The following is a 22666-nucleotide window of genomic DNA, read 5'->3' as shown; positions in this document are numbered from 1 at the left end:
CTAATACTCCCCCTTGGAGAAGGGGGAGTATTAGAGCGGGTAGTCATCGGATAAATATAGTAAAGGCACTATCAACTATTAAATCTTAACAATTGATAGTGCCTTTACTATATTAAATTAGATTCGTATTATTAAATTAAAATTCTATATCTCCCTTTTTAGTATAGCCCTATCAATTAAAACTGTAATTTTTGCAACTGTTCTAACTGCTTGTCTAAATTATCAATAGCAGCATTTAATACTTTAGTATCAAGTGGCTTCACTTTCACTGCAGCAGTTATAGTATGTAGAGGCTCTTCTATTTTTTCATACAAAACTGGAGATTTTACTTTAATGTTATCCTCGAACTGCTTCCAGTTTCCTTCTAAGCCTTCAGAAGTTTTTATAGCGTTGTCTTCATCCTTGCTAGAAAGTTGCTCTTTCATTTTTTTTGAAATATCCCTCATATTTTGAACACCAGTTGTAGTTAAGTCTGCTACCTGTACTTGTTCTAGCTGCTTGCTTAAGTTATCCATTGCTGCGTTCATCACATTTACGTCAAGTGGTTTCACCTTTACTGCTGCAGTTATAGTATGTAGTGGGTCCTCTACTTTTTCATATAAAGTAAAGTGCTTTTCCTTAACATTATCCTCAAATATCTTCCAGTTTCCTTCTAGACCCTCAGAAGTTTTTATAACTTTGTCCTCTTCTTTATTATTAAGCTCTGTTTTCATTTGCTTAATAACCTCTTTCATGTTATTACTTCCCTCTTGAATAGTAAGAGTTTTTTCCTTTTGTGCAGGTGCTTCTTGCTTAGTTTCATTTTGTACTGCACTAGCAGCCTGCTCAGCTTTTTGTGTGCTGCATCCTGAAAAAGTTAATACTATACCTAAAGAACTTATAATAAATATTTTTTTAAAATTCATCATTGTACATTCTCCTCCTAAATATTAAAAATCTATTTTTGTCTTAATTAACTCTTAAATCTTTTGAATTTATATGACTTAGTATGATCATTACAACCGCTGCTATAATTAGAATCAATTGTGGAATAAAGCCTTCCCAAGTTGGATACATTCCTATCCATGCTATACTTGGAAGTGAATCGTTAGAGGTTGCAGGTAATACTCCTGCTAGTTGTAGTCCATTTACTCCCATACCAGTGAACTTTAATCCCAGATAGAAAACTAGTAAACTTGATACCATGAAAAATGGTCTCATTGGAATACGCAAACCAACCTTTAAAATAAGTAAAGCTATTATTATTAATATGGTCATACCTATTGCAATACCAATAAGTAAGTCTGATAACTTAATTGATGAAGCCATACCTATGTAAAATAAAACTGTTTCAGTTCCCTCTCTAAATACTGCTAAAAAGGCTAGTAAGCCTAATGAGAATAAACTACCGGTAGCTATAGCTTGAGACCCTTTATTATTAACGTAACTTTGCCATGCTTTGACGCTAGATTTACTATGTAACCAGTAACTAACATACATAAGCATTATTGCCGCAAATACGCCTGTCCAGCCCCCAATTAGAAAATTGTTATTTCCAAAAGTGCCGGACGAGAATAGAACTTTTACAATCACCGCTAATGCTATACTTACAGCAAAGCCTATGCCAACGCCTCCATATATCCAACTTTTCTTGTCCTCATGTCCCGCTCTATTTAAGTAACCAAGCAGTGCTATTACTACGAGTAGTGCCTCTAATCCTTCACGAAGTATTATCGTGATAACATCTAATATCGAATAAGAGTTTCCACCTACAAGTGGTGATAAATATGTATGCATTTTATTAATTGTTTTTAAAGCATTATCAGTTTGAACTGGGCTGGTTGAAAGATATGCCTTAACACTAACCATGTCCTTTTCTGAATCATCGTATATTTTTTTAGATTTAGTAAGAACAACTCCTTCAACATCTAACCATGAAGAGCTAAAGTTATTCATGGTTTTTAAAGCTGCTGCTGTATCCCCACTATCTATTTGGGATTTTGCTTTTTCTAAAAGCACTACTAAATCACCAATTGTAGTATTGCTCTGCTTTCTATCTTTCAAATCTTTTTCATTATTTTCACTATTTTTAAATTTTCCTGAAACAAAATCCTTGTCTACAGCATCTAAGTCTTTAAGCGCTTGTACTAGTTTATCCTTTTGAACCGGATTTTGAGAAAATAGAAATGTAACCATTCCCATCTTATCTTCAATACTTCCATAAGCTTCTTTTGATTCAGCCTTTACTCCATCCTCAAAATCTCTCCACCCTTCCTGAAAGTTATTGTAAGACTCCTTAGCTTTTTCCATATTACCGGATTGTACAAGTTCAATCGTCTTTAAAACAGCTTGGTTTGCTTTGCTTAAATCTTCCCCAGCACTAGCTGCAAAAACTATATTGGGTAAGATAGTTACGGTAAGCACAGCAATTAATAAGAATGTAAATATCCTTTTCAACTTTAGCTACCCCCTCTATCATTTTTATCGGTAATAATTTTCGATTTAAAACGAATGAAATTGTATATCATTTGAAATTGAAAATTATTATCATTAGCTAATAAAGTCATTATACATTAATTTTCCCAAAACTTCAATAGGCTAAAGTTCTAAAATTAATAAATTATTTACGTAATTTTAATTTAGTAATAAAATTTTTTGAATTCTTCATTTCAAATAAAAAAATATAGAGGTAGTAAAATATAAACGAACGTTTAATTTACTACCTCTATATTTTCACGCTATTATATATAGTGTGATTAATTGAATATTTAAAATTCAAGTATAATCTATCAAAGTTTCAAAAACTTACAAATAATTCTTATACAAGCAAATATTTTATGCTCCTTATGCATTCAATAATGAAACTTGCTCAAATTGCATATTGTAAAGACGCATATATCCACCTTTACTATTCATAAGTTCATTGTGATTTCCTCTTTCCTTTATTCCTTCATTAGTAAGCAAAATTATTTCATCCGCATTTCTTATAGTGCTTAATCTATGAGCGATTACAATAGTTGTACGGTTTTTTGAAAGAAGCTCTAGTGATTTCTGTATTAATCTCTCACTCTCATTGTCAAGTGCAGACGTCGCCTCATCCAAAATTAGTATCTGAGGATTTTTTAAAAATACTCTAGCTATTGATATCCTCTGTTTTTGGCCACCTGAGAGTTTAACTCCTCTTTCACCTACATAAGTACTATAACCTTCTTCAAGTCCCAATATAAATTCATGTGCATTTGCCATTTTTGCTGCTTCCATTATCTCTTCATCTGAAGCGCCTGGCCTACCATAAGCTATGTTTTCCTTTATTGTCCCTGCGAACATATATACATCCTGCTGAACTATTCCTATAACATTTCTTAGAGACTTTAACTTTACATCTCTAATATCAACACCATCTACTTCTATTGATCCTTTATCTATTTCATAAAATCTCGGAATCAAGCTACAAAATGTTGTCTTTCCTCCACCTGAAGGGCCTACTAATGCAATATTCTTCCCTGCTTGGATTTTCAAATTTATATTATCTAATATTGTATTATTATCATCATAGCTAAAAGAAACATTTTTAAACTCAATTTCCCCTTTGGGATTTTTAATATCAATAGCATTAGGCTTATCTTCTATGTTAGGCTTAGTATTTAGCACCTCAAGAAATCTTTCAAAACCTGTTATTCCCTTTTGAAACTGTTCTGTAAAGTTAACAAGCTTGTCTATAGGATTTAAAAATATATTAATATACAAGATATACACTACGAGGTCTGAAATAGATGTTTGTCCAAGGCTTATAAAAATACCTCCCGATAGTATTACAGAAAGGTATAGTATTCCTTGGAAGAATCCATTTCCGCTAAAAAATTTACCCATAATAAAGTAACTTATTTCTTTAGTTTTTAAAAACTCCATGTTACCTTCATGAAATTTCCTGTTTTCTATTTCTTCATTTGAAAAAGACTTTACGACTCTTATTCCAGAAAGACTATCTTGAATTTGTGCATTTACATTAGCTATTTTTTCTCTATTCTTCTTATAAATAAACTTCATCTTTTTATTATAAAAGTAAGAGAAGTAAATCATTACTAGAGTTAAGAAAAATAGTATTCCTGTAATTTTAACATTTATATTCATTAATATAATAAAAGATCCAAGTATCTTTATTACAGAAATAAATAAATCTTCTGGTCCGTGATGAGCAAGCTCTGATATATCAAAAAGGTCTGTTACTATTCTTGACATAAGCTTTCCTGTATTTGTATTATCATAATATGAGAAAGACTGTTTTTGAAGATGACTAAATATATCACTTCTCATATCCGCTTCCATCTTTGCCCCCATAACATGTCCCCAAGATGTAATATAAAACTGACAAAAGTATCTCACTATATACATTAAGAGTAGTGCTATTCCTATATAAATAACATACCTAAGTATTAAATTACTATCATTAATTATATAAACATCATTTAAGAGATATTTCACTATTAAAGGAAAGGCTAGATCTATTCCCGATAGTGTCAAAGCACAAAACATGTCCATGAAAAACATATTTTTATAAGGTTTATAGTATCCTGCAAACTTTTTTAAAACATTCATATTTAACCTCCTATTATAAAGTTGTACTTTTCTTCTAAACACTAAATATATCATAGATAATGCCGATCTAGCAAGTAGTAAGTTGAAACCTAAGACTTTTGCGTTTTTAAGCTGCTATACAAAAAGGCAACTCATTTCAAGAGACTCCCCCTTAAAATATGTCACCATTCTCTATAAACAAACTGTTCTATAACTTTAAATATTTTTCAAATCACAAAGTATGATACATTTCATATTGCGATATTTCCTCCCGTTTAAACCCTAAGTGGGTAATAAATCCTTCAACAGAAGCGTTATTTGGAAAACCTACAGATACCTTGTTAATCTTTAACTCCAGTAATGAATTTATAATTAAACTTGTTCCTATTCCATTATGTCTTAAGCCATTCTCCACCCAAATAAAGTTTAGCTTACTATTTTCGTTCATACTTACAATTCCAGCTATTTTGTCTTTTATGTATGCCCCCAAAACTATCTGACCCTTTGATTTTTCGATATACTCAATATCATTTTGCCAATTTATATGGATGTCTTTTATTTTATCTCTAACCAACCTTAACTCATCAAAACCAGTTTTTTTTATATTCACTTCTATCTTATTATTTTCTTTTAATGTACTACTATCATTAAGGGAAAAGTAACTTAAATCATAGACTTTTCTATATCCAAGCTTTTTATAAAAGTTTATAGCCCTGTCATTATTAGCTATAACCTCTAAAAACAACTGCTTACATCCTTGTTGTTTTGCCTCAATTTTATGAAGTTCCATCAGTTTTTGACTTACTCCCACTCCTCTATACCCTGGCGCTACTGCCAATGTTCCACATCGTATAGTCCTTGTACCTTCGTAGTTCTTGACGCCACTAAGTACTACTCCAATTGGTTTATCTTCATCTAATGCAATAAAAGACTTTCTAATACTGTTTCCTTCCGGCCCAAAAAACCTACTAACAAAAGCTTCCTCAGGTATTTGTATTTTTATAATATAATCAGAAAACCCTATTTCAAAAGCATGAAAAACTGATTTCATACCTACTTCTGAACATCTCTTATAAGTTATCATTTTTCGGCTCACCTCAATGACTTGTTAAATTTTGTAGCAATACTTTTGTTATATGAATATCTAACTAATTCATAGTACTAAAAGAATTCAGTTTATATAATTTTATTCCCTTTAAGAAATGAAATATCATCATTAATTTTAGCATGAAAATAATATACTACCAATAAGTTTTGGTAGTATATAAGCTATTTAAACAATTTGCAATATTCACCATAGCCCTCTTCTTTTAACTTATCTTCCGGAATAAATTTAAGAGATGCACTGTTTATGCAATATCTAAGTCCCCCCATTTCTATAGGACCATCTGTAAATACATGACCTAAGTGGGAGTCTCCATTTTTACTTCTTACTTCAATTCTATGCATATTAAAACTAAAGTCCGCTTTTTCCTTTATATTTTTTCGTTCCAACGGCCTGGTAAAGCTAGGCCATCCACAATCTGAATCAAATTTATCAAGAGAGCTAAAGAGTGGTTCACCAGATACTATATCAACATAAATCCCAGGTTCTCCATGATTCCAAAACTCATTCTCAAAAGGTCCTTCAGTAGCATTTTCTTGAGTTACTTTATACTGTAGTGGGGTAAGTATTTTTAGTAATTTTTCTTTAGGTAATTTGTTATATTTTTCGTCTTCCATAATCTTTCTTTCACCTCACGTTTTTAACTAACAGTTCATTTGGTCTAATTTTCTACACTTACGACTATTTCTATACACTCTATAAATCTTCCTTACTGTTTCTAATAAAATTTGTGGAATAGGTATAGCTAATTTGTGAAAGTATTTTGCATATATTTTATAATAAACTTTTCTAAAGTGCTCCCACATAAAACAATATTCCTTTTTATTAAAATCTGATACATCTGCTACAATTCCTCTTCCATTCAACATCATAACATTTTTAGCATGAACATCGTGAGGATAAAGCCCCTGTTTTCTAGCATAATCTAGCGCCTCATCAATATCTATAATAACCTGCTTGTCAATTTTAATTCCTTTTCGTAAACAATCATAAAGATTTATTCCTTTTAACCGCTTTAGTATAAGAAAATTCTCTTCGTAATAATAACACTTTGAATAGGCAGCATGATTACCTAACTTCTCATATACCTTTACCTCTTCTTCGATTCCAGGTCTACCTTCAGCATATATTTTTACTGCAAAACTTTCAAAACCTGGATGGCACACAACAGCAGCATAGTTACCAGTGCCTAATAAAATCCATGGCTTTGGAATTGAATTAACTTTTACTGAATTATATGGGTTTATACTTTTAATTACGATTTTTTTTAACAGTTCTTCTTTGACTAAAACTATTAGTTTCTCTAAATTATCATTCTTGTCATCAAACATAACTTCAACCTTCTTTTAAAATAATAAGTACTTCTTTACTATTATATATATTCTATACCAAACAGTTTACAAAGTGAACCTCCTTATATTGTTTAAATAATAGAAGTCATGTAGTTATGTAACGTATATTCTTAAAAAGTATAAATAGAGTTCTTGGCATCAGATGGAGTTTTAACTCCACCTGATGCTTAGAAATCGTTATCCAGGGACGTAGCCGCCCTTTACTCCCACCTTGAGAGGATGGGAGTACTAGAGCAGGTAGTCATCGGATAAAATTAAAATCTTAATTTTATATAGATACCATCTTACATTATAATTTAGGCATGTTAAAGCAGTATTGCCATTAAATAAATAAAAGACCTTTAGTATAGTAATTTAATCAATATACCAAAGGTCTACAATTTCTACTATTTTAAAAAGTTGGAATGTTATCTAAATTATCACCCTCATTGTCATTTGGATTGCTTCTTAAATATTGCCTTCCATTTCTTGCTGTACCCACATTTACTCCTTGTATTAAATGGTCTTGTGCCATCATTATTGCCTCGTCAATAGAATAAACATTTCCGTTTTCTAACATAACATCTGTAATATCTCCACCAGGATTCTTCTTTACTTTTATAATTTTTGATTTATTCTCATCCATACATATCGCTCCTGTTCTTTAGTATTTTTATTATTATTCTTAGTATAAACCTATAGCATAATTATGATTCATATTACTAAAAAAAACCTTCGAAAAATCTAATATTTCAAATCATGACTTTCATTTATCTTCGCTTATCTCATTCGGTAAATAAACACTGCTTTTACACTAGCACTAATCTGAATTTGACCTCCGCTTATAGGTGTAGTAGCTGTTGGTGAAGCTAAAAAAGCTTTTTCAACTATTGGTAATTCTCCTTCACTTTCCTCAGTAATACAAATTGGTGTTTTATTCACTATCACATCTAATGATTCTTCAATACTTGTAGCTTTACCTATAGCATCATTTAATGCTAGTTTAAGCGCTTGATTATAATACAATTCCGGTTTTGACAAAGTAAAGTTTATATTATTTACTATATTTGCTCCACTGGCTACTGCTGCATCCACGATTGTGCCAGTTTGCTCTACATTTCTTATTGTTACTTTAAAAATATGCGAAACCCTATATCCTCTAAAAATTTGTTTTCCTTCAATGTAGTCATATTGAGGATTTATTGTGTAAGACTCAGTTTTTATATCCTTTTGTGGAATTCCCATTCTTATAAGTGTACCTATTACTTGAGTTGATTTTATAGCATTTTCATTCTGAGCAATCTTTAATTCTTTATTTTCTGTTTGAACCCCTAAAGTAACTACCGCAATATCAGGTTGTGCCATAATGCTGCCTCTCCCATTTATGTTCATCTTAGAAACTCCTGTATTATAATAGAAAAGACTGGGATATCCTAAATGTTCACCGTAATACATCTATTTTCCACCCTCCATTTAAATAGTTTTAAAATTAATTGACTTGTAATAAGAGCATTGCAAAGCATAATACACTCCAATCTTATAGTATGAATTTAACTAGCTGCTTGATACAACATTTGAATATAATCGTTAAAACAACAAAATTATAGTGACATTAAAATTCTTTATTAAAAAGCACTATCAATATTATTGAAACTTAACAATACTGATAGTGCTTAGATTTAATTGACAGTTTAATTTTAGACTGTTCTTCGTTATTGAGTTTTAAAAGTTCTCTTTTGTTATTCAACATAGCTTTTCCATAGGTCTCTCATATTTTTAAAATACACATCCTTTGTAATATTATAAACTGCGTCTAACTGCTCTATATGGACAGAATGATAATATCCTGCGCTATTTGGCTTGCACTTGCTTGTAATGTAATATAAATCATAAGTTGTAAATCCGCCAATATCATAATAAGGCAAAACACATTTAAGACTTTCAATTCCTTTATCAAAATAATCTTTTGCTATCTTTACATACTCTCTATTTCGTATTTGGGCTACTTGTGACCAATCATATAATCCAATTAGTGTAAAGATATATCCATTTAATGTATAAGAACTTATTGTGTTTATATACTCTTGAAAAAATATTTTATCTTTTAAATTTGGATCTAGAGTTTCTAATGTATCTAACACCCCACCTTTAGAAATAGGAGTATTTAAATACTTTAGAGCTCTATTTCCAGCCTCTATGTATTTTTTATCTCCAGTTATATGATAAGCTCTTGCAAATACACTTAACGCTTGCCCTTGGGCCATACTAGATGTCCAACCTGGATTAAAATCCTCATAATGGTTATAGGTGAAACCATACTTAAAAGATCCATTCTCATGCATATAATCAACTAAAAAATCGGTTGTTTTTAAGAATATTTTTTTAGTATCCTCTCCATTTAGGTATCTGCTATAATTGCATAAAGCATACTGTTCTATAGTTACAGGATTGTAATAAAACTTACCATTATATTTAGGTGTAGGTACATTCTTCTCAAAGCTTAAATCATCAGATTCCAAAAAAGTTTTCTTCTCATGATTAAAATAATTACCAAACGGATTATACTTTTTATTAACAGAAGCATTATATTTATTAATCTTATAATCTTTAACAGCATTTTCAGCTATTGCAGGAAAGTTAGTATTATAAGCATACTTTGATGATATGCACTGATTTTGTTGTGCCAACAACTTATATATAAGTGCTTCATTTTTAATATATGTAGGAAAAGAATTATTTAAAATTGAATCGTAGCCACTGATTGCTGATGTGAAGTTTCCTAAGCTATGACTCTCTTTGTTTACTTTTAAAATTTTAATCGCCATTTCTTCAAATGGTTCATCTACTAAAGCAGTTTTATTTAAATTCGAAGCTCCATAAACAATGTTTGTACTAAATAATATTAATATAATAATAAAACATAAGTTTTTTCTAATGTTTATCATTGTTTTTCTCCTTTAACTAATGTTCATAAACTTTTACTAATTCCATCACTATTATTATTTTATATTGTCTTCAATATAAAATAACATATTCTATAAAATCACTGGTATTTTACATACAAAAATACTCACTAGTTATTTATATCTAGATAAACTTAAGTTTAGATTAATTATTATTCCTTATTATTGTATATATATCAACATTTTGACATATGAAATCAATTTATTTTTTAAACTCACAAAATTCCCCTTATTTCGACTTATTATTTTGGTATAATATACATATATGCTATTGCTAGCATCTTATTTTGTTAAAGCTTAACTCAATATAATTAAAATTGGCAAACTTATCGAAAGATAAGGGCGCAAAGCTATGGGTCTAAGGAGATTTTACATTTCTATGATTGCCAGGTTGCTCGTTATTTAACGATATACCAGGCTTTGGCCTGGTTTTTTTTATTTGAATTTAATTATATTTAATATAAATACAAAAAAACAACAGGAGGTAACTATGATCGAACTAGTAAATGATAATATGTTATGTGCTAACATTGAAGAACCACAAACAGAATTATTAAATAAAGAACCATATTGTAAACACTTACTCCTGGAAGCTACCTTTAATTCATCTTCTTTAGCTTATTTTATTGTGGACAACAAAAATGATAAAATAATGTACTTTAACAATAAATTTTGTACAATGTGGAGAATTGAACATTTATCAGATAAAATGAAAAACGGAAAACTAAAGAATTGTGATATTATACCATATTGTTTAGAGTTAGTTGTAGATCAATCAAAATTTATAGAAACATATAAATCATTACACTACGAAAATGATAGAATAACTATAGAAGATGAAATACTATTTAAAGATGGTAGAGTAATTAAACGATTTTCAAGACAATTATACGATGAGTTTGATAATCACATCGGTAGAGTTTTTATATTTAATGATATTACTGAAAGAAAAAAAAGTGAAATTGACTTAAATCACTATCAAAAACGCATGGAGGCACAACTTGAATATATAACAAGACATGATTATCTAACCAACACTCCAAACCGTTTTTATCTCGAAGAATTTCTTGGTAACATATATACCAACATACAAAAGAGAGAAGATGCTCTTTTAATCATAGACCTAGATAACTTTAAAATTATAAATGATTCTTATGGGCATTCTACCGGTGATAAGGTGCTGATTTGTATAGCCGATTGCATTAATAAAAAGCTTAGAGATAACGATTTTATCGCAAGACTTGGAGGAGATGAGTTTGCTATATTCCTTTCAAATACTAACTTAAAAGGAGCTCAAGTAGTAGCACATAAGATATTGAATGCTTTAGAACATGAACCTTACTTTATTACTGAAGATAATATTCAAATTAATGTAACTGCAAGTATTGGTATCATAATGATAGATGACGTTATAGATTTAAAGAGATTATTTTCCTATGCAGATGCAGCTTTGTATGCAGCCAAAGAAAATGGTAAAAATCGAGCAGTTACTTTGAAAAATGGAAGAGATAAAAACTTGGTCGTTCATAACAATAGAATTCTTACACTAATTCAAGATGCTTTGAAGAAAGATAAGTTTCAAATATATCTCCAGCCTATTTATAAATCTGGTGATGACCCGCTGCATTACGAAGCACTAATTAGGATGTTTGGTAAAAATAATAATATATTACTACCATCCTCGTTTATACCGTTAGCAGAACGTTATGGACTAATGCCCTCAATAGATCAATGGGTTATTAAAAACATAATTAAACTACTTACAAAAGAGAAGAATTTAAATATATTTATTAATTTATCAGGTATCAGCCTTTGTGATGATACTTTACTAGAGTGGATTGAATTTACCTTAAAAAATAGCGATATAAATCCAAACCAAATTGGGTTTGAAATAACTGAAACAACAGCAATTAAAGATCTTGAGAAAGCTAGAATATGGATCTGTAAATTAAAAGCTTTAGGCTGTCAATTTGCATTGGATGATTTTGGCGTGGGTTTTTCATCTTTTTCATACTTAAACATTCTACCAGTAGACTATCTTAAGATTGACGGTACTTTTGTTCGTGATCTAGATTCTGATTCTACAAAACTCGCTCTTGTAAAAGCAATGAACATGGTTGCTCACGCCCTAGGAAAGAAAACAATTGCTGAGTTTGTTGAAAACGAGTCAATTTGGAGAATGCTTAAGGAGTTAGGTGTAGATTATGGACAAGGTTATTATTTAGGTAAGCCTGCTCCTTTTATAGACATAAGCAATGGTATTAACAATTGAAAGCAAACTATCATAGGTAATTGGTTCTCGAAGAACATTTATAAAATTGTATCTACATTATACAACAATTATCCGTAAAAAACTTAGAGTTACCTGAATGGACACCGTAAGCTTTCCATTCAAGCAACTCTAACTCTCAATTAGTGTAAATTTTTTATATACTTATAATACTTTGCTTAAAAAGTCCTTCGTTCTCTCATTCTTAGGATTACTAAAAATCTCCTCTGGTGCAGCTTCTTCAACTATGTAGCCATCTGCCATAAAGATTACTCTATTAGCAACTTCCTTTGCAAAACCCATTTCATGGGTTACTACCATCATGGTCATTCCTTCTCTTGCGAGATCCTTCATTACTTGAAGAACTTCCCCTACCATTTCAGGGTCTAATGCAGATGTTGGCTCGTCAAATAGCATTATTTCTGGCTCCATTGCCAATGCTCTTGCAATAGCCACCCTTTGTTTTTGTCCTCCTGATAAGTTATCTGGATAAGCCTGTGCTTTCTCGCTCAAACCAACTTTTTCTAAAAGCATATACGCTTTTTCTTCTGCTTCCTTCTTATTCATTTTACCAAGTTCAACTGGTGCTAGAGTAATATTTTGAAGCACTGTTAAATGTGGAAATAAATTAAAGGATTGAAAAACCATACCTAATTTTTCTCTAAGCTTATTTACATTTGCCCCTTTTTCATTAATATCTTGACCATCAATAAGAACATGGCCACCATCTATCTCTTCAAGCTTATTTAAGCACCTAAGCACTGTACTTTTTCCTGAACCAGAAGGACCTATAAGACAAACAACTTCACCTTCATTTACTGTAAAATCTATACTTTTTAAAACTGTAAGATCATTAAAAACTTTCTTAAGCCCTTTAACTTCTATCATATCTTTAATCTCCTCTCTATACCTCTAGATGCATATGTTAATATCATTATTATAACAAAATAAAACACTGCAACAAAGGCCCAAGTTTCAAAAGCACGATAATTAGAAGCAATAATTATTTCACCACTTTGTGTAAGCTCCCTGATTCCTATTACTGATAATAGCGACGTGTCCTTAAGTGAAATAATAAACTGGTTTATAAAGGCTGGTACCATCTTTCTTACTGCTTGAGGCAAAATCACTAGCTTCATAGTTTTACTATAAGGAAGACCTAGGCTCCTAGCTGCCTCCATTTGTCCCTTATCCACAGCCATTATACCTGCTCTGAATATTTCTACCATATAGGCACCTGCATTTAAACTAATAGCTATTACCCCTGCCGTGAATGCTGGTATTTTAATATTAAAGGCTCCTGGTATACCGAAATATATAAAGAAAGCCTGAACTATAAGTGGTGTTCCTCTTACTATATCCACATAAGCTCTAGCTACAACCTTCAAAAATTTATTATGCGCTATAGACATCATTCCAAATAATAGCCCCAGTAAACTTGCAAGTATCAAAGAGACTATAGTTATTTCTAAGGTAACACTAAGTCCAGTTAAAAGATCTGATAAACTTTGTTTAAATAATCCCACTAAATCCAAGTTATTTCAACTCCTTCCACTTTCAACAGCTTATATAGTATCATCACAAATTTAAAAATCTTTGACTTAAATTCATATATAATAACTGAGGTATCTCTGTTATGCGATTTTTCAACTTTAGAGTGTAACTAAATGTATCTCTATCACATAATTTAACTCGATACCATAGTTGATTTTTCATAATAATATCACTTGTTCTTTAAATATATAATGGCGGTATATAAATCATCTACATCCATTCTTCATATACCGCCACTATTACTACTATAAAATGAGTTTCTAACATTAAATAAAGTTTTAATTTCATCTGATGCTTAGAACTAGCTAACCATGAATGTAACCCATTCTTTAGCCAGTATTATTTTTTAATGTATTTTCCTATAATCTTATCATACTCTCCATTTTCCCTAATCTTCTTTAATCCACTATTAAAAGCATCTAGTAGTTCTTTATTACTTCCCTTCTTAACCGCAAAACCGTAGTCTTGCTTAGTTAGCTTATCCCCAACTATTTTTAAACCAGAATCAGAATCTACAGTAATTGCATATCCAATTACAGGATAGTCTTCAAAAGCTAAATCAGCATTTCCGTTTTTAATCTCCTGAATCATGGATGGTGAGTCATTAAAATACTTGATTGTAAAGCTAAACTTGTCTTTATTCTCTTCTGCGTACTTAGATCCACTAGTTCCCTTTTTAACAGCTATCGTTTTACCTTTAAAATCTACTTCTGATTTTATTTTGTCATTATCTTTTTTAGCCACAGCTGATACTCCTGATTCAAAATATCCTGCTGACATATCTAAAACTTGCTTTCTTTCACTTGTTATACTCATTCCTGCTATTGCACCATCTATTTGATTAGATTGAAGTGCAGGTATTATACCTTTGAAGTCCATAGGCTTCAATTCATATTGAAATCCTTCAATTTTTGCAATCGCTTCTAATAATTCAATATCAATTCCAGTGTATTTTCCGTCCTTTTGAAACTCAAAAGGAGCAAAAGTAACATCCGTTGCAATGGTGTATTTTTTACTTGTCTCTTTGCTGGAATCTGTACTTGTAGGGGTACTGCTATTACCACACCCAACCAATCCTACAGTAACTATTGCTGTAATTATTAATTTTGTTAAAGTTTTTTTCATATATGTTTCCCCCTTATTTAAAATGAATAAATATAAGATTATATAAGTTATACTACCAAATGTATTTGCAAGTGTCAAATGTAAATTATTCATTTTATCTTGTATTTGACTTAGTTATTGTTTGTTTATGAAAAGTCTTAAGCAACATTCATTCATATAATGAATGATTTTATATATTCCATCAATGAAACTATTCATAAATTCTTACATTTACATGAATAATTTTACCTCATGGAAATTCACGGATTAAATGTAAAATATATCGCAAAAATCCATAACTATATTACATAAAATGACTATAAACCATAATTTATCCTAATTATCCATAAATCTAGTGTAGAATTAACCTATCATGACTGTTACAATTACACTTACAAACACAAGCCGAATCTCCATATGGAGTACGGGGGATTTAACTATAGGGGTGAATCTTTTTTTAAAGTAGGGGACCTCAACCCGAACCCGTCAACTAACCTCGGAGGCAAAAGAGGAGGATAAAATTATGTTAAAATCTAAAAAACTCAAAGCTTTAGTAATGACTATGTCATTATCAATTCTATCAATGCAATCTGTACATGCTGCTAGCTACACAGTTTCATCCGGTGATTCACTTTACAAAATAGGGAAACTTTTTAATACTACAGCTAGTGTTTTAATGCAAAATAATAATCTTTCTAGCACTGTTATATATCCAGGACAAGTATTAAAGGTTCCTGATAAAACCTATACTGTTCAAAGTGGTGATAGCATTTATTTAATTGCACAGAAATTTGGTATTTCAATGTCCTCATTAAGGGAATCTAATAATAAATGGGACAACAATCTATATATAGGTCAAACACTGATTATACCAATATCAAGTACTTCTCAAGTAACTTCAAATGTTGGACAGGCATCAAGTTCAGTAATTTCTTATACAGATGCTGAAATAGACTTACTTGCAAGATTAATAAAAGCAGAGGCTGAAAGTCAGCCTTATAATGCAAAAGTTGCTGTTGGTGCTGTAGTCGTTAACAGAGTTCAAGACTCTCGTTTTCCTAAGTCAATTACTGACGTTATATACCAAATAGATGCAGGTTACTACCAATTCTCACCTGTGGCTAATGGAATGATAAATAAACCTGCAACTGCAGAAGACAGAAAAGCAGCATTAGAAGCTATTAATGGTGCAGACCCTACAAATGGTGCATTATACTACTTTGATGATAGTACAACTAACAAGTGGCTTTGGTCCAAGCCTGTTGCACTTAGGGTTGACAGGATGGTTTTCTCATTCTATTAAAATGTAGGCCTTAAATAACTTTCAAGGAAACAAAAAGCCAATATTCAAGTATACTTGGCCTTTTATTTTTTTCGGATTACTAAAAATAAAAATCTTATAATTCATTTTGCACATAAGCAAGAGGTTGTTGGTTTGCCAACAACCTCTTTATTTTACCTTATAACCTTTGCTATTTTAAATATGTCATCATATTTAATAACTGATACATATTTTCCTGCTCTAGCATAGTTTCTTGATTTCCTATTTAACTCATCTCTTGGAGCTACCATCATAAGTGGGCATCCCGTCTAGAGTAATTAATGTTACATAAAAAACTTTTAATATGAAGTGCACTTTCAATATTAGATGTGTCTATCATTCTCGGGGCACTTTATCTCTGCTCTTGATGCTGAACAATATAAGAAGGCTCCACACTAACTTTGCCTCAGATTGGGTACGTTCCACCATCTACTTTATACAATAAGTTAACCATCTAAAAAACCTTCCTATATTTTCAAAAGAAACTATATTGCATAATACCTCTGTCAACTTTCCAAACTTCCTATAAAATAAATTAAATGCTAGAAATGGAATCCACTGCTTTTTAGATTTTGGTAGTCTTTTCATTATATTTTTAAACGTGTATACTTCTTTATATATCCATAGATAGCCACTATATAATTCTTTTGCTGTCATATTCTTTGGCTTATATACGACATGTGCAGTATTATAATTTGACAAATTAAAATCTACAATTCTATTTTCCTCTATTAAGGATGAGTATAACTTTGTACCAGGATATGGTGTAAGGATATGTGAAGTTACCGTTTCTATCTTATTTTTAACTATCCATTCTAATGTATTCTTAAATACAGAGACATCATCTTCATCTAATCCGAAAACAAAACTTGCATTTATCATTATTCCCCTTTTATGAATTTCATCTACAAGCTTCTCATATCTCTTTACACTGTTTTGCACCTTGTGAACACTATCTATTGACTTACTATTTATACTTTCGAAACCTATGAATAGACTTTGACACCCAGACTCCTTCATTTTATCTAATAACTCAGGCATGCCCACTATATTAGAAGTAACCGCTGCGTTCCACTTCAGTTTAAGAGGTTTTATTTCCTTCAGTAATTCTTTTGTCCATTTAGGACTTCCAATAAAATTATCATCAATAAACATTATATGCCTTGTTTTTAATGCATTTATATCTTTGATTACATCGGCTATTGGTCTATTAATGTAAGTTTTAAGTACATTTTTGCAACTATTATAGCAGAAATCACATTCAAAAGGACATCCCCTGCTTGTACTAATTATATTAGTATATAAATATTTTTTATTATCAATAATATAATAGTTAGGTGATACTATTTCTTTCCCAGCAATATTTTCTATATCATAATATATCTTCTTAAGTGAATTACTTTCTTTATCCTTAAGGATTTTTGCCCAAACTCTCTCAGCCATTCCCACACATATTGCGTCAAAACTATTAACAGCACCTTCTGAATCTGCTGTAATATGTATACCCCCTGCAATTACTGTAACGTTACGATTTTGGAACTCCTTTGATATTTCCACCGCTCTATTCATAACATCTACAGTGACGGTTATTGCTACCAAATCTACAGGTTCATCAAAATCTATCTTTTCAACATTTTCATTCTCAATAATAACTTCATGTTCTTTCGGCGTAAGGTTTGCTATTGTGAGTAATGCTAATGAAGGAGACATTCTCGTTTTTAACTTTGTATCCATAGGTCTTTTCAGCATTGCAGGTTGAATTAATTTAATCTTCATATTATTGCCTCCTCAAATAAACTTCACTAAGCATTTAAATAATCTACTTGCAGTATTCAACTTCTCATTTATGTATCATTTCTGTATTCTAAAATATCACCTGGTTGGCAGTCCAAAGCTTTGCATATTGCCTCTAGAGTTGAAAATCTAATAGCTTTTGCCTTTCCATTTTTCAATATAGATAGATTGGCCATGGTTATTCCAACCTTCTCTGTGAGTTCTGTTACACTCATTTTTCTTTTAGCCAGCATCACATCAATATTAATTATAATAGCCATGTTAATCACCTCATACTGTTAAATCATTTTCTGATTTTATGTCAATAGCATCTTGTAAAAGTCTTTGAAGAACAGCAGCGAATACAGAGATTACCATCGAAGCAAAGATAGGTACCATTCCTATTATTATGAGTCCTGGAGCATCGTCTTTCTCTGCTACGAGATAAACGAATGGCATCAATATCACATACAGGGTACTGATTATATTTGCACAGTATTTTATATTTTTTAAAGCCTTTACAGAAACTTGAGAAAAAGCTTTGTTCTTGTCAATATAGCTTAAAAGTTTTAAAGCCTGATAAAGAGCAATGAAAAACGGTATAGCTGATACATATATGCCTACTACTATGGGATATAGTATATGGGTATAATTCGGATTTGCTGGATGATTAGCTAACCAAGGCAACCCTAATATACACAGAGCAAGAACTGGAATTCCAATAAGAATAACAGCCCCTTTTAAGAAAATTGTTGAATATTGTTTCATAAAAAACCCTCCTGTATTCCTTATACTGTACACAAAAATTATTAATCTTTATGTTTCACTTTTATTTTCTATATATAGGGTAATACATTTTTTATCGTTTATCAATATATTTTTATTTATTTATGCTACATTTTTATTGAATTGCTCTGTGTTGCAATTGAGAGAAACTCAATAGTAACACAAGATGCCACTTTGTAAATTGAAAAGCAATCTTTGTAACTGACAGGTAAATATTTGTAAACGAAACGCCACTTTTGTATTCGAAATGCATGTTTTGTAAACGAGATGCAACTTTTGTAATCAAAATGCAGTTTGATTTTTCACATTTATTGAAGTATTATATTAAAAATAAGCATGCTAAATGGAGATCGACTCCCTCTCGATTTTTTTGTAATCGGAAAATCCACCCCTTAATTTCTTGATAGATTAGTGGTTGGCGGCACGCATTTTTATTATTTTTTTAGAAGAGTAGACTTTAACATGATGTCACTGGCGACAACCGGTGCGCATCCAAGTTTATGCAAAACCTCTTCTCCGTGATAAAAGCTGAATGTTTCGTATGGACTGCGATTATTCAGCTTTTTTCTTTTGTATGAATTAATATGATCCATCATTAGGTTGATATCTTCCTGGGTAAGGTTATTAAAACTTGTTCCTTTCGGAAGCACTCTTCGTATTAGTTCATGATTTACTTCAATAGCTCCTTTTTGATAAGGGCTACCTGCATCACAGTAAAATACATTAGTACGACAAAATGGTACAGATTCCCGATATTCTATTGCTTTAGGATTTGAGAACTCACTCCCATTATCCGTGAGGATAACAGGAAAAAGTCTACTGAAAGTGTCTTTTGTCAGTCCTTTATCAAGCTGATCAAAAATGTCAGTTACAGACTTTGAGGTGTTTGCATCTCTTAAGAATGCCAGCATTAAACTACAATCCACGAAGTGAATGGTCAAGAGGCATTTACCACCTTTGCTACCAATCACAGAATCCATTTGTACCACTGCAGTATCAGGGGTCTTTTCAATAAACGCACAAAAAGCTTCATAATTGCGACCAATGCGACAGCCTTTATCTACTTTGAATTCAGGCTTCTTATAACGCTCACGGAACTTGACTTTTCTCGGAAGATCAATGTTCCTAACATCAAAAAGACACGCATCGATGTAATTATAAATCGTCTTTTCACTACACATAAGTTCGTCCTGATGATTAATGTAAATCTGATTTACAGACTGGCCATTTTGAACAAGTGGCGAAATAATCTTATTCAATCTGGCGATTTCATCTTCAGATATACACAAGCCACTTCGTGATTGTGATATAGATTCATGTGCCTTGATGTGGGCATGCTCTGCATCATACAGATTTTTTAAAAGTGTACATTTACAAATGCTTCCACAACCGTTACAAACATGAGGAACTCTGAAACTGGCAGTGCAAACTTCTTCAATAAATTCTAGACAGTTTGAATTACAAGAAGTACAAAGCTTACAGTAGATAGCCGATTTTCTGGTGCATTCTTTACCACAGACGTTCTTAGTTCTACAGTTAATGCGATTCTTACAAGCATTGAATGGAAATCCAGGGTAACCTGTAGCAATTTGGGAACTATACTTTCGGGCTTCTCTGGAAATGGTGGTTGGATTTTTTCCCAGCCTGCGGCTAATTTCTTTAAAGGAAAGACTCTCTTTTAAGTATTTTTGCAATTCAAGTCTTTCTTCATAAGTAAAAAATTTAGACATATATATCCTCCGTTCTGCCGTCAACAATCATAGGATATATAAACCAAAACTAATTAGCAAACAAAAAGACTGGTAATTAACCAATCTTTTGTAAGCTAAGATTCAACCACCTAGCGGATAAATATTTATTATTATTAATACAACCTAATTGGTATCGGAAGAGTCGCATTTCGATTTACAATTAAGGTTGCAATTGAGAGACAAGAACAATTCTCAAACATAGAGGATATAATGATAATGTTATAAGCCTATGAAAGGATTGAACAATATGTACAGAACATACCCATACTACTGTAACGCTCATCCCATGTGTAATATTTGTAAAATATACTCATGTCCATACCGCACTAATACATCAATGTATAACCCGGATTTTTCGAGACAGTTTACCGAATATACAAATGATGAAGACAGAAATATAGAGGATTTTGTTTCAACATTGGAAAGAAGAGGTTTTATTGTTCAGGAAGGAAAATTAAGCTATTTAGATGTACTAAAGCTAGTCAGTGAAGGTAAAATCGACACTGCCTTCGCTAACAATGCAGGCGCACCATATGCAAACTATCTACTTCCGCCAGCACCAAACCAGAATCCATCTCCTGGTCAAAGACCTCCAAAAGGATATAATCCTGATGACCCTAATAACTATCCCGCTAATATAGAGTATGCGGCGCCTGGATTTTTCTATAAGCTGCGTCCTGACGAAGCTATTGTATTAATTGGAAAGGCTCCTCCCCCAGCATATTACTTTAGCTTGAGAAGTTACCTGGGATTTGTGCAAAACAAACCAGAGAAGGACTACAGCAATGCCATTACAGAGGGCAATGACTATACTGGTCTTTACCACTTTATTGGTGCCAGTATGGGTGAGCAAATAAATAACTATCGTATCTGGACTGAAAATACACCTAATGGAGCAGCTGGTAATCCTTTTGACAGCCCCACAATTATCATTACCACTGCAGACAGGGGCATAAATATGCAAATGCGTGATGCACTGGTTGAAGCAGGGTTTAGCCCAGATATCATGAATGATGACAACATCCCTAGCGGTTTGGTGAATCTGGGCCTTGAAAAAGGTAAGGATACCTTTTCCTTTGTCATGAGGGCATCAAATTGGATAAATTATGATACTGGCTGGGATTATATTTATAATCTTGAAAACCTTGTGAAGGTTTTGCGCATTACCCCTAAAGCTCCTTACGCTGCTCAAAATCCTTGGCCGGTGCCAACCCTTAAAATCAGGGAAACAGGCACTACTGAATTCCAGATCGTTCAAAATGCAAGGAATGAGCTTGATTACCTGCGAAATCAGATAATTAAAAAATACGGAAGTAAAGGATATGATCATGTGGATCTGAATTCAAACCTGTGGATACTTGAGGGCTTTGAGGGTATATTCCAGGATGTTTCAGTTTTTATAGATAACAGAGATGCCGCCTATTTAAAGACGGATAATTTCCAATTAGCAACTGATGATGATTTTGTTATAATATATGGCGTCAATCATCTACAAACGGAAAAAGCAACTTTTTTCAACACCAGCTTTTACGGTGCTGAGTTTTGGAATGGCGTTGTCGGAGCCAACATTACAGATGAGTTGCAATATTCCGCAAAGGAGTATTTCCCTGAAGGTTATAAAAACGGGAAATACTATTATGCATTAAAAATGGCAAGAAAGACTGGCGAAGACGGTAATGAAGTAATTATTCCGTATAGTACCGGCAACTCTTCTGGAAGTGCATACGGAGTTGACAATAATGAGGACGCCTATATAGGCTTTAGGATTTATCTTGATAAAGAAACCAAGCTTGGTCCACCCCCATTTGATATTATCTGGGATCACGCAATCCTATTTGCAAAAAAGAAAAAATAGTGTGCGCATACTAAAAATAACTAATATTGAGAAGATTGAAGTTTTGCATGTGGAACAGCACTAAAATCTAGTGCTGTTTTCCCTTGTGCTCTATAAAGCTTTCACTGTCATTTATTATTTTAAACATATCATCATTTAAATATATCCTATGTTAAGGTACAGCTTATAATAAATCTCTATTTAACCTAGCAACAACAATTGTTTAAATAAAAAGCTGCATCATTTGTGGTAATCGAGTTTAGAGAGTTCTCGTGGATTTCCCACTGGCAAATTCCGCACATGTTCAATTAGCGTATATAG

19 protein-coding genes and 2 riboswitches are annotated in these 22666 nt (G+C 31.8%); of the genes, 3 read left to right on the top strand and 16 right to left on the bottom strand.

Features of this window, described 5'->3' with window-relative positions; genetic code table 11:
* Window positions 1-176: 176 nt before the first annotated feature.
* The 9 genes from AC0N0V_RS08670 to AC0N0V_RS08630 all read right to left on the bottom strand — a co-directional run bounded on the left by AC0N0V_RS08670 (window position 177) and on the right by AC0N0V_RS08630 (window position 9935).
* A complete protein-coding gene (locus AC0N0V_RS08670; protein WP_474463560.1) occupies window positions 177-908 on the bottom strand; it encodes a hypothetical protein in 732 nt (243 codons plus the stop codon).
* A 40-nt stretch (window positions 909-948) separates the two neighbouring features.
* The gene (locus AC0N0V_RS08665) at window positions 949-2436 is read right to left on the bottom strand and encodes an FTR1 family iron permease (protein ID WP_474463559.1); all 1488 of its coding nucleotides are present in this window, start codon (window positions 2434-2436) and stop codon (window positions 949-951) included.
* A 387-nt stretch (window positions 2437-2823) separates the two neighbouring features.
* Window positions 2824-4575 (bottom strand): ABC transporter ATP-binding protein, encoded by a 1752-nt coding sequence (locus tag AC0N0V_RS08660; RefSeq protein ID WP_474463558.1) that lies wholly within the window; start codon window positions 4573-4575, stop codon window positions 2824-2826.
* Window positions 4576-4786: 211 nt separating this feature from the next.
* The gene (locus AC0N0V_RS08655; RefSeq protein ID WP_474463556.1) at window positions 4787-5638 is read right to left on the bottom strand and encodes a GNAT family N-acetyltransferase; all 852 of its coding nucleotides are present in this window, start codon (window positions 5636-5638) and stop codon (window positions 4787-4789) included.
* Between the two features lie 185 nt (window positions 5639-5823).
* Complete coding sequence (msrB, locus tag AC0N0V_RS08650) at window positions 5824-6276, bottom strand: peptide-methionine (R)-S-oxide reductase MsrB (protein ID WP_474463555.1); 453 nt, start codon at window positions 6274-6276, stop codon at window positions 5824-5826.
* A 27-nt stretch (window positions 6277-6303) separates the two neighbouring features.
* Window positions 6304-6990 (bottom strand): serine/threonine protein kinase, encoded by a 687-nt coding sequence (locus AC0N0V_RS08645; protein WP_474463554.1) that lies wholly within the window; start codon window positions 6988-6990, stop codon window positions 6304-6306.
* Window positions 6991-7402: 412 nt separating this feature from the next.
* Complete coding sequence (locus AC0N0V_RS08640; RefSeq protein WP_474463553.1) at window positions 7403-7636, bottom strand: DUF3892 domain-containing protein; 234 nt, start codon at window positions 7634-7636, stop codon at window positions 7403-7405.
* 134 nt (window positions 7637-7770) lie between these two features.
* Window positions 7771-8445, bottom strand: a complete 675-nt coding sequence (locus tag AC0N0V_RS08635) for an SIMPL domain-containing protein (RefSeq protein ID WP_474463552.1) — start codon at window positions 8443-8445, stop codon at window positions 7771-7773.
* Window positions 8446-8729: 284 nt separating this feature from the next.
* Window positions 8730-9935: a D-glucuronyl C5-epimerase family protein gene (locus AC0N0V_RS08630; protein ID WP_474463550.1), complete on the bottom strand. Its 1206-nt coding sequence runs from the start codon at window positions 9933-9935 to the stop codon at window positions 8730-8732.
* 327 nt (window positions 9936-10262) lie between these two features.
* Window positions 10263-10352: riboswitch (cyclic di-GMP riboswitch) on the top strand.
* 91 nt (window positions 10353-10443) lie between these two features.
* Between AC0N0V_RS08630 and AC0N0V_RS08625 the strand changes: the two genes are divergently transcribed.
* A complete protein-coding gene (locus AC0N0V_RS08625; protein WP_474463549.1) occupies window positions 10444-12225 on the top strand; it encodes a putative bifunctional diguanylate cyclase/phosphodiesterase in 1782 nt (593 codons plus the stop codon).
* Between the two features lie 162 nt (window positions 12226-12387).
* Here the strand turns inward: AC0N0V_RS08625 and AC0N0V_RS08620 are convergent, their stop codons facing one another.
* From AC0N0V_RS08620 to AC0N0V_RS08610, 3 genes are all read right to left on the bottom strand, one after another.
* Window positions 12388-13110, bottom strand: coding sequence for an amino acid ABC transporter ATP-binding protein (locus tag AC0N0V_RS08620; protein ID WP_474463547.1), 723 nt, complete (start codon window positions 13108-13110; stop codon window positions 12388-12390).
* On the bottom strand, window positions 13107-13757 hold the full coding sequence (locus AC0N0V_RS08615) for an amino acid ABC transporter permease (RefSeq protein ID WP_474463546.1): 651 nt from the start codon (window positions 13755-13757) through the stop codon (window positions 13107-13109). Before AC0N0V_RS08615 ends, AC0N0V_RS08620 begins: the two co-directional genes overlap by 4 nt.
* Window positions 13758-14115: 358 nt before the next feature.
* The gene (locus AC0N0V_RS08610) at window positions 14116-14901 is read right to left on the bottom strand and encodes a transporter substrate-binding domain-containing protein (RefSeq protein ID WP_474463545.1); all 786 of its coding nucleotides are present in this window, start codon (window positions 14899-14901) and stop codon (window positions 14116-14118) included.
* Window positions 14902-15273: 372 nt separating this feature from the next.
* Window positions 15274-15400: riboswitch (cyclic di-AMP (ydaO/yuaA leader) on the top strand.
* Between the two features lie 3 nt (window positions 15401-15403).
* On the opposite strand from AC0N0V_RS08610, the gene AC0N0V_RS08605 reads away from it, so the two are divergent.
* Window positions 15404-16183, top strand: a complete 780-nt coding sequence (locus tag AC0N0V_RS08605; protein ID WP_474463544.1) for a LysM peptidoglycan-binding domain-containing protein — start codon at window positions 15404-15406, stop codon at window positions 16181-16183.
* A 447-nt stretch (window positions 16184-16630) separates the two neighbouring features.
* Here AC0N0V_RS08605 and AC0N0V_RS08600 read toward each other — a convergent pair whose 3' ends face one another.
* From AC0N0V_RS08600 to AC0N0V_RS08585, 4 genes are all read right to left on the bottom strand, one after another.
* A complete protein-coding gene (locus AC0N0V_RS08600) occupies window positions 16631-17977 on the bottom strand; it encodes a B12-binding domain-containing radical SAM protein (RefSeq protein ID WP_474463543.1) in 1347 nt (448 codons plus the stop codon).
* A 68-nt stretch (window positions 17978-18045) separates the two neighbouring features.
* Window positions 18046-18255: a helix-turn-helix domain-containing protein gene (locus AC0N0V_RS08595; protein ID WP_017413346.1), complete on the bottom strand. Its 210-nt coding sequence runs from the start codon at window positions 18253-18255 to the stop codon at window positions 18046-18048.
* A gap of 10 nt (window positions 18256-18265) precedes the next feature.
* Window positions 18266-18742, bottom strand: coding sequence for a DUF2975 domain-containing protein (locus AC0N0V_RS08590; protein WP_474463542.1), 477 nt, complete (start codon window positions 18740-18742; stop codon window positions 18266-18268).
* A 452-nt stretch (window positions 18743-19194) separates the two neighbouring features.
* Complete coding sequence (locus AC0N0V_RS08585) at window positions 19195-20490, bottom strand: IS30 family transposase (protein ID WP_474463541.1); 1296 nt, start codon at window positions 20488-20490, stop codon at window positions 19195-19197.
* Window positions 20491-20740: 250 nt separating this feature from the next.
* On the opposite strand from AC0N0V_RS08585, the gene AC0N0V_RS08580 reads away from it, so the two are divergent.
* Complete coding sequence (locus AC0N0V_RS08580; protein ID WP_474463540.1) at window positions 20741-22366, top strand: hypothetical protein; 1626 nt, start codon at window positions 20741-20743, stop codon at window positions 22364-22366.
* The last annotated feature ends 300 nt before the right edge of the window (window positions 22367-22666 follow it).

Source organism: Clostridium sp. CS1-1 (assembly GCF_056135525.1).
This window is presented reverse-complemented; position numbering and strand designations above follow the sequence as displayed.

Coding starts and splice junctions, on each gene's coding strand:
- AC0N0V_RS08670 (WP_474463560.1), bottom strand. CDS start 908: ATGATGAATTTTAAAAAAATATTTATTATAAGTTCTTTAGGTATAGTA.
- AC0N0V_RS08660 (WP_474463558.1), bottom strand. CDS start 4,575: ATGAATGTTTTAAAAAAGTTTGCAGGATACTATAAACCTTATAAAAAT.
- AC0N0V_RS08655 (WP_474463556.1), bottom strand. CDS start 5,638: ATGATAACTTATAAGAGATGTTCAGAAGTAGGTATGAAATCAGTTTTT.
- msrB (WP_474463555.1), bottom strand. CDS start 6,276: ATGGAAGACGAAAAATATAACAAATTACCTAAAGAAAAATTACTAAAA.
- AC0N0V_RS08645 (WP_474463554.1), bottom strand. CDS start 6,990: ATGTTTGATGACAAGAATGATAATTTAGAGAAACTAATAGTTTTAGTC.
- AC0N0V_RS08640 (WP_474463553.1), bottom strand. CDS start 7,636: ATGGATGAGAATAAATCAAAAATTATAAAAGTAAAGAAGAATCCTGGT.
- AC0N0V_RS08635 (WP_474463552.1), bottom strand. CDS start 8,445: ATGTATTACGGTGAACATTTAGGATATCCCAGTCTTTTCTATTATAAT.
- AC0N0V_RS08630 (WP_474463550.1), bottom strand. CDS start 9,935: ATGATAAACATTAGAAAAAACTTATGTTTTATTATTATATTAATATTA.
- AC0N0V_RS08625 (WP_474463549.1), top strand. CDS start 10,444: ATGATCGAACTAGTAAATGATAATATGTTATGTGCTAACATTGAAGAA.
- AC0N0V_RS08620 (WP_474463547.1), bottom strand. CDS start 13,110: ATGATAGAAGTTAAAGGGCTTAAGAAAGTTTTTAATGATCTTACAGTT.
- AC0N0V_RS08610 (WP_474463545.1), bottom strand. CDS start 14,901: ATGAAAAAAACTTTAACAAAATTAATAATTACAGCAATAGTTACTGTA.
- AC0N0V_RS08605 (WP_474463544.1), top strand. CDS start 15,404: ATGTTAAAATCTAAAAAACTCAAAGCTTTAGTAATGACTATGTCATTA.
- AC0N0V_RS08600 (WP_474463543.1), bottom strand. CDS start 17,977: ATGAAGATTAAATTAATTCAACCTGCAATGCTGAAAAGACCTATGGAT.
- AC0N0V_RS08595 (WP_017413346.1), bottom strand. CDS start 18,255: ATGGCTATTATAATTAATATTGATGTGATGCTGGCTAAAAGAAAAATG.
- AC0N0V_RS08590 (WP_474463542.1), bottom strand. CDS start 18,742: ATGAAACAATATTCAACAATTTTCTTAAAAGGGGCTGTTATTCTTATT.
- AC0N0V_RS08585 (WP_474463541.1), bottom strand. CDS start 20,490: ATGTCTAAATTTTTTACTTATGAAGAAAGACTTGAATTGCAAAAATAC.
- AC0N0V_RS08580 (WP_474463540.1), top strand. CDS start 20,741: ATGAAAGGATTGAACAATATGTACAGAACATACCCATACTACTGTAAC.